Annotated in this window: 6 protein-coding genes and 1 pseudogene; 3 read left to right on the plus strand and 4 right to left on the minus strand. The window is 59.0% G+C overall.

Annotation, left to right across the window (positions count from 1 at the left end; genetic code table 11):
* Positions 1-7 precede the first annotated feature (7 nt).
* Entirely contained in the window at positions 8-1,075 is a 1,068-nt protein-coding gene (locus tag ACS5Q1_RS24740) for a LacI family DNA-binding transcriptional regulator (protein ID WP_473100661.1), read from the plus strand.
* Positions 1,076-1,479: 404 nt separating this feature from the next.
* Positions 1,480-1,863 carry a hypothetical protein gene (locus tag ACS5Q1_RS24745; protein ID WP_473100662.1) on the plus strand — a complete coding sequence of 128 codons (384 nt, stop codon included), beginning with the start codon at positions 1,480-1,482 and terminating at the stop codon, positions 1,861-1,863.
* Between the two features lie 277 nt (positions 1,864-2,140).
* On the opposite strand, the gene ACS5Q1_RS24750 is transcribed toward ACS5Q1_RS24745, so the two are convergent.
* Together ACS5Q1_RS24750 and ACS5Q1_RS24755 are read right to left on the minus strand one after the other, a co-directional pair.
* Positions 2,141-2,566 carry a hypothetical protein gene (locus tag ACS5Q1_RS24750; RefSeq protein ID WP_473100664.1) on the minus strand — a complete coding sequence of 142 codons (426 nt, stop codon included), beginning with the start codon at positions 2,564-2,566 and terminating at the stop codon, positions 2,141-2,143.
* 27 nt (positions 2,567-2,593) lie between these two features.
* Positions 2,594-3,127, minus strand: a complete 534-nt coding sequence (locus tag ACS5Q1_RS24755; protein ID WP_473100665.1) for a M17 family peptidase N-terminal domain-containing protein — start codon at positions 3,125-3,127, stop codon at positions 2,594-2,596.
* 621 nt (positions 3,128-3,748) lie between these two features.
* Here ACS5Q1_RS24755 and ACS5Q1_RS24760 point away from each other — a divergent pair.
* Positions 3,749-4,225 carry a MaoC family dehydratase gene (locus ACS5Q1_RS24760; RefSeq protein WP_473100666.1) on the plus strand — a complete coding sequence of 159 codons (477 nt, stop codon included), beginning with the start codon at positions 3,749-3,751 and terminating at the stop codon, positions 4,223-4,225.
* A gap of 339 nt (positions 4,226-4,564) precedes the next feature.
* On the opposite strand, the gene ACS5Q1_RS24765 is transcribed toward ACS5Q1_RS24760, so the two are convergent.
* Both ACS5Q1_RS24765 and ACS5Q1_RS24770 read right to left on the minus strand, forming a co-directional pair.
* Complete coding sequence (locus ACS5Q1_RS24765; protein WP_473100667.1) at positions 4,565-5,530, minus strand: IS5 family transposase; 966 nt, start codon at positions 5,528-5,530, stop codon at positions 4,565-4,567.
* A gap of 204 nt (positions 5,531-5,734) precedes the next feature.
* Positions 5,735-6,027: pseudogene (locus ACS5Q1_RS24770) on the minus strand (NADP-dependent glyceraldehyde-3-phosphate dehydrogenase); the annotation flags it as partial.

Here is a 6,027-nt window from a genome sequence, read left to right on the forward strand (position 1 = left end):
TGGAGCTATGACGTTGCCGAGTGTTGAGGTTCGAGCCACCGTGAACGAGACGACCCGCCTGCCCGCGACCCTGCAGTCTGTGGCCGATGCCGCCGGTGTCCATCGCTCGACGGCCTCTCGTGCCCTGAATCCGGCTGCGGCCCACCTTGTCGCCCCGGAGGTGGTGGAGCGGGTCCAGGCTGCGGCCCGGAGACTCGGCTACCGCCGTGACGTTCTGGCGGCGGGGCTTCGCACGAAGCGGTCCCGCCTCATTGGCATTGCGGTTCCCGACATGGCTAACCTTGTCTTTGCCCCGATCCTGAGCGGGATCGAGGAAACCCTCTCGGCCAACGGCTACTCGGCCCTGATTGCCAATGTCGGCACGGATGTGAACCGCCAGCTCGAGGTCGTCGACCAGCTGATCGGGCGCCGGGTCGAGGGTCTCGTGCTCGCGACGGTCCAGCACGACGACGATCCGGTCCTGAGCCGCTGCCTCGAGGCGGGTGTTCCCACCGTGCTGGTCAATCGTGCCGAGGCCCGTAGCCGGGCACCGTCCGTGATCTCGGATGATGTGAACGGCATGCGCTTGGCGGTCGAGCACCTGGTCGGCCTCGGGCACCGCCACATCGGGCATCTGGCCGGGCCTCAAAACCTCTCAACCGGTCTCCTGCGCCTGCAAGGGTTTTGCCAGGCCATGCAGGCGGCAGGGCTCGACGCCAGCGCTGTCGTCTCAGCGGCAACCTACACCCGGGAGGCGGGCAAGGCGGCAGCGGCAACGCTGCTGGATCGCTTCCCCGATGTGACGGCTGTTGCGGCAGGCAATGATCTTTTGGCGCTTGGCCTGTACCAAGAGTTAGGGGCCCGCGGGCTGACTTGTCCTGAGGACGTCTCCGTGGTGGGTCACAATGACATGCCGTTGATGGACATGGTCCACCCTCCCCTGACCTCCGTGCGGATCCGGCACCAGGAGATGGGCGCCGAAGCGGCTCGCCTGCTCCTCGACCAGATCTCAAATGCTGGTGTGCCGATCACAACCCGGATCACTGCACCGGAACTGATCATACGCGGGTCCACACAACATCACGGCCAGCCATAGCGGACGGTCATCGGGCGATGAACCAGTATCGATCGCCGACCCCGAGCCGCCTGCCAATGCGCGGATGACTTTGCTTGCGCGATCAAAGTACGGCGGGGTTAACACCGTCGCTGATCGTAACCCCATTAAATTTCAAGTCTATGTTGCTAAATCGAGGCTTTGCGCTTCCGCCGCAAAGCGTCAACCTTCGGTACCAAGTCACAGGAGGTGGGACCTTGTGTCCAAGACTGCTCGAAGCGCGGACCAGGCGCAGAGCTCCCACTCCCTCCTCTTGGCACTACGCTGATCTGTGACTGAACAGAACAAGATACTTTGGTTCAGACGATATTCAGCGTGACGGTGATGTAATCAGTGCCAATCGGTGTTTTGCGTTCTCAGACCCGGAACTCTTCTGGAGACTAAAGATGCGTAAGGTCGCAATTCTTGCCGCAGCAGGCGTCCTGGCCCTCGGCAGCTTCTCGGCATCCGATGCCGAGGCTCGTTCCAGGCGCGGAGCCGGGGCTGCAGTCGCGGCCGGCGTCGTAGGTCTGGCCGCCGGAGCCATCATCGCAGGGGCTGCGTCTCAAGCCTATGCGGCTCCAGGCCCTTATGGCTATGCCGCACCAGTCACGGCGTACCGGTATGGCTATGACGACAGATACTACGCCAGACCGGTTTATCGGGAGCGGCGTGTGGTGCGCTATTATGACGAGCCGCGCCCTGTTTATCGCCCACGTCGGGTCGTCAGAACCTATGATTACGGCTATGATCGACCCTACTATGGGCCGCGCTATTACGACGGCTGGTGATAATCCTGAATGCCATCAAGCAGAGCAAACAGGTCGTTGCCATGACCGCCTTTTAATCTTTTATGCCGCCTCTGCGACCAGTGCGTTTTCAAGGGGCACCGATGGCACTTCACCCATCCTCACGCGAGTTTCCAAAGCTCATGGTCTGACGGCCGAGATCATCATGGGAGTCATGTGAGCGCAGGTACATGAAGCCCCTTGATACCCACGCGACCAACAACTGTTGTGAGGCGCTTGCGTCAGGAAGATCCACTACGACTGAGGACCTCAAACCCAGTTAAGGCTTGGATGATTCGTTTGCCGGATCGCCAATCCCTTCTAACACGAGGCTCCCGTCGGGTGCGAGAACCGCGCTGGCGCGACGCTTGCTATCTTCATCGCTCAACACGATACCTGATCCACCCATATTGTTGAGGAAAAGGTATGAGGACGCGCCGCCTGGCCGATCCAATTTCAAATGTGTGCCCTTGTCATCGATCTCAAGCACTGCTGTAGGACCAGACGGATCAGGATTTGCCAGCAACAACGATGGGCGGTCGGCCTGATCCAGCGTCACCGTGGCGCCTCGTGTCCCATTCTGGCGCAATAGAATGATCGAAGGTAAGCCGCCTTCGGCGGAGAGGATCAGGCGTGGATGGCCCTGTGCATCAACGATACGCAATTCCTGGGTAGTGATGGCGGCAGGAGGCGGCATGTCTTGCATGAGTAAAGCCCAGTGACTTAGGAGGAATCAGGGTTGGCGAACGGAAGAACCGGCGACGTGTGGATATGACATCAGGATTGACTGAAATTGGTCAGCCGCATTTTCAAAGCGCTCTGATCCTGCGTCAAACACCCATCGAGCGGGACGGGTGTCTAACGCTAGGTCTAGCTCGACAAGTTTGGCATGTACATCGATCGCAGCGATCACACCTGATAGCATCTTGAGTGCAACATCGGCCGTCATGGTGGGAGTGAGTCCGCTGTCGAGCATGCTAGGCGCGAAAGCGACGCTCCGGACCCGCTGTTGGATCGCGCATCGAGCAGCAGTTGCCGCGGCCCGTTTCATCGTTGAAGGGCTCCAATCTCCTGGGTCGCCTAGCCCGATCACAAGAATCTCTTTGGACTGAATTCCAGCAGGTGGGCGGCTGATCAATAGCGTCTCGCCTTCGTGGCCGGCGAAGTAGCCGTCTCGACGAAATCGAGTCAAGCATCCTCCCAGCAGTTTGTCCAAATGTTTTAAGCCACCCGCCGGCGCAGTACCGCGCACTTCACGAGTGAACATACAGGCGCAGGACAGATCAACGGCGGCAGCTACACCGTCCCAAGCAGCGACTTCGATTGCGACGCCCCGCCAGGCTCCGACTACTTTGTGATGTAGCACAATTTGCTCCGACTTGAATTGATAGGTAATGCGCTGGGGCTCAGACCGTGAACATGGCTGGGCGGGGACTAAGCCAATTCAGGACCCTTCTTCTGCACATCCGGTATGATGTGCCCGTTACTCACCTTAGTGGCCGATATTGATGCGTCTGCCGGAAAGCGGAAGACCGCCGCCGCGTTATCAAACGCCCTAACATCGGCACCCAACGCCCGACAAACCTTAAAACTGTGATCAGGCTGTGTGGCAAAAAGTGCGAGTGCAAATCTGATCGGTTCAAGGAGAGAATAGCTCATAGAATGCCACTCCGCGGCCGGGCCTAGACAGCCTTTTCCTCACGTACTGTGATGGACCCGTGATCGATGCCCATGCTGCGTATCATCTTGATCGGCCAGATCTGGCTTGATGCTTGATCGTAGGCGCACAATGATCCGACACAACTATTTTCTCGTATGTATGGACGAATTCGGTGTCAGACATGAAAGTGGTTTACGGGAGCCATGAATTCTGTGAATGAGGTAATCCATGTCCTTCATCTTCGACCCTTCCGAGTGGGAGATTGTTCCAACAAAGACGTTTGATCAGTTAGAGGTCGGACAGGTTTTTCGTGCGCCGAGCCGGACTCTGACATCCGCCCATGCTGCGGCGTTCCAGACCGTCTCCTGCGACAACCACCCGATCCATTACGACGCCCTGTATGCTGCGCGCCATGGACATCCGGCACCGGTTGTACACGGTCTACAAGTCCTCGCTTTCTCAGCACCTGGGGCAACGTTGCTCCCACACACGTTCGGCCCGATTTTTATTGCGTTCGCTGAGGTATCTGTGAAATTCTTGGCCGAAGTTCATGCTGGCGACACACTCTACCCCGCACTCGAGATTATCAAACTCGAGCCTATGGACGATAAAGGAAGGGTGACGACTTCAGTCACCATTCACAATCAGAATGGACAGCTTGTCCTGTCGGGACAACATAAGTACCTACTGCGGAGGTCCGGGTGAAACGCGTTGCGTGATGAATAGGGCTTTACAGCGTCTATTGGCACTCTATCGGGCGTTAAGCTGGGATCAGCAACCTTGTTGAAGGCCCATTTCCGGCGACCGCAATCAGAACCCTACCGAATGCAATCTGCCGTGAGCAGTGTTCGACAATGGGTACCTCAGTCGCACTAATGCTTAGACTCCGGTGCGGGCGTGAGTGCCTCTTTACTCACCTTTCTCGCCCGGAGTGTATGCTCACCTTCACGCATTCGGCGGCCCGTCTCATCGTCTATGGTAATTTTTAGGGCTGTGTTGCACGGATCGGATTGTGCACGCACTGAATGCACCCGTAGCCCGAATTCAAGCGATGCGGACGAGCTTCGGGCGCCCAAGCTCGAGCATGCGATTCAGGGCATGAACGGCGATGGCGACCTCGGTCGCGCGGCGGTGTTCCGTCCGTGAGCGCAGTGCATCTCCAACCACTCGTTTCAGCCGACTGATGGCGGCCTCCACCAGGGCACGACGCGTGTACCCGGACCGCTTCTGCCAACCCCTGCGTCCATGCTCCGTGATGCTTTGGAGATGCCGATCGCGCTGGGTCGGAGCGGTTGCCACATCCTCGCTCAGCACCGCCGTTGATCGTGGTGGAACAATGACCTCAGCCTCAGGATGGCGCTGGATGACGGCGCCGTAGACGCCGGCCTGATCGTAGGCTCCATCGCCTGTCAGAGAGGCAAGAGAGCCTTTCACTTGCTCAAGCAAGGGCCCGACCTGTGAGCCATCATCGACATCGCTGGTCGTCAGCTCTGAGGCGAGGATCTGCCCGGTCTCGGCATCCACCCCGATGTGCAGCTTGCGCCAGGACCGCCGTCTCCGGGTTCCATGCTTCTCGGCCAGCCACTCGCCGGGTCCGCACAGTCGCAGGCCTGTGCTGTCGACCAGCAGGTGCACTGGTCCCGTGCTCGGAGCTGATCTCGGCACCTCCAGCGTTTCAGCACGGCGGCTCAGGGTCGAGTGATCCGGCACGGCAAGATCAAGGCCCAGGAGCTGGAGAATGGAGCCGATCAGCCCTTCGGTCTGGCGCAAGGCCAAGCGGAACACTGCTCGTAACGTTAGCGCGGTCCTGATCGCCAGCGCTGAGTAATGCGGCTGACCACCGCGTGTCGTGCGGGGCTCAGCCCGCCAAGCTGCGACGGCTTCCTCGGTGAACCACACCGTGAGGCTTCCGCGCTGGCGCAGAGCCCCATCGTACTCGGCCCAATTCGTCACCCGGTGCCGCTGCTTCGGGATGCGGTGACGGCGAGCGGCATTGGCCTTGAAGGGCATGGGCGATCTTTGCTCAGACGGCGAACACGCCTCTACCCGATCTAGACCTGGTTACCAACCTGCTCATCCATGCAACAAGGCATCTTCATGGTCCTGCCTCCAAGCAGAGCAAGTCTTTACATCCGGGCTGCACCAGAAGTCGGATCCACTCCGAACAGGCACGGACGATTGGCTGCATTCAGTTTCACTTCAATGCGGCAGAACTCAGAAAATAAACCGCGTGTTGATGAAGTTGGACTTATGCTCCGTCACAATAGCATCGAGCAGTTGCTTGTTGGGCTCAGTCTGCTTGGTCGCAATCATCGAACGGATTGAGAAGGACCGTAGAGCATCGGTCACGGACAGTGTCCCTTCGGCTGAGTCCTTTCGTCCGGTAAACGGAAACACATCCGGCCCACGCTGGCACTGACAGTTAATGTTGACGCGGCAGACCTGATTGACGAGCGGATCGACGAGGCGACCGATCTGGTCGGGGCTCGAGCTGAAGATGCTGACCT

This window comes from Microvirga sp. GN3 (genome assembly GCF_055792825.1).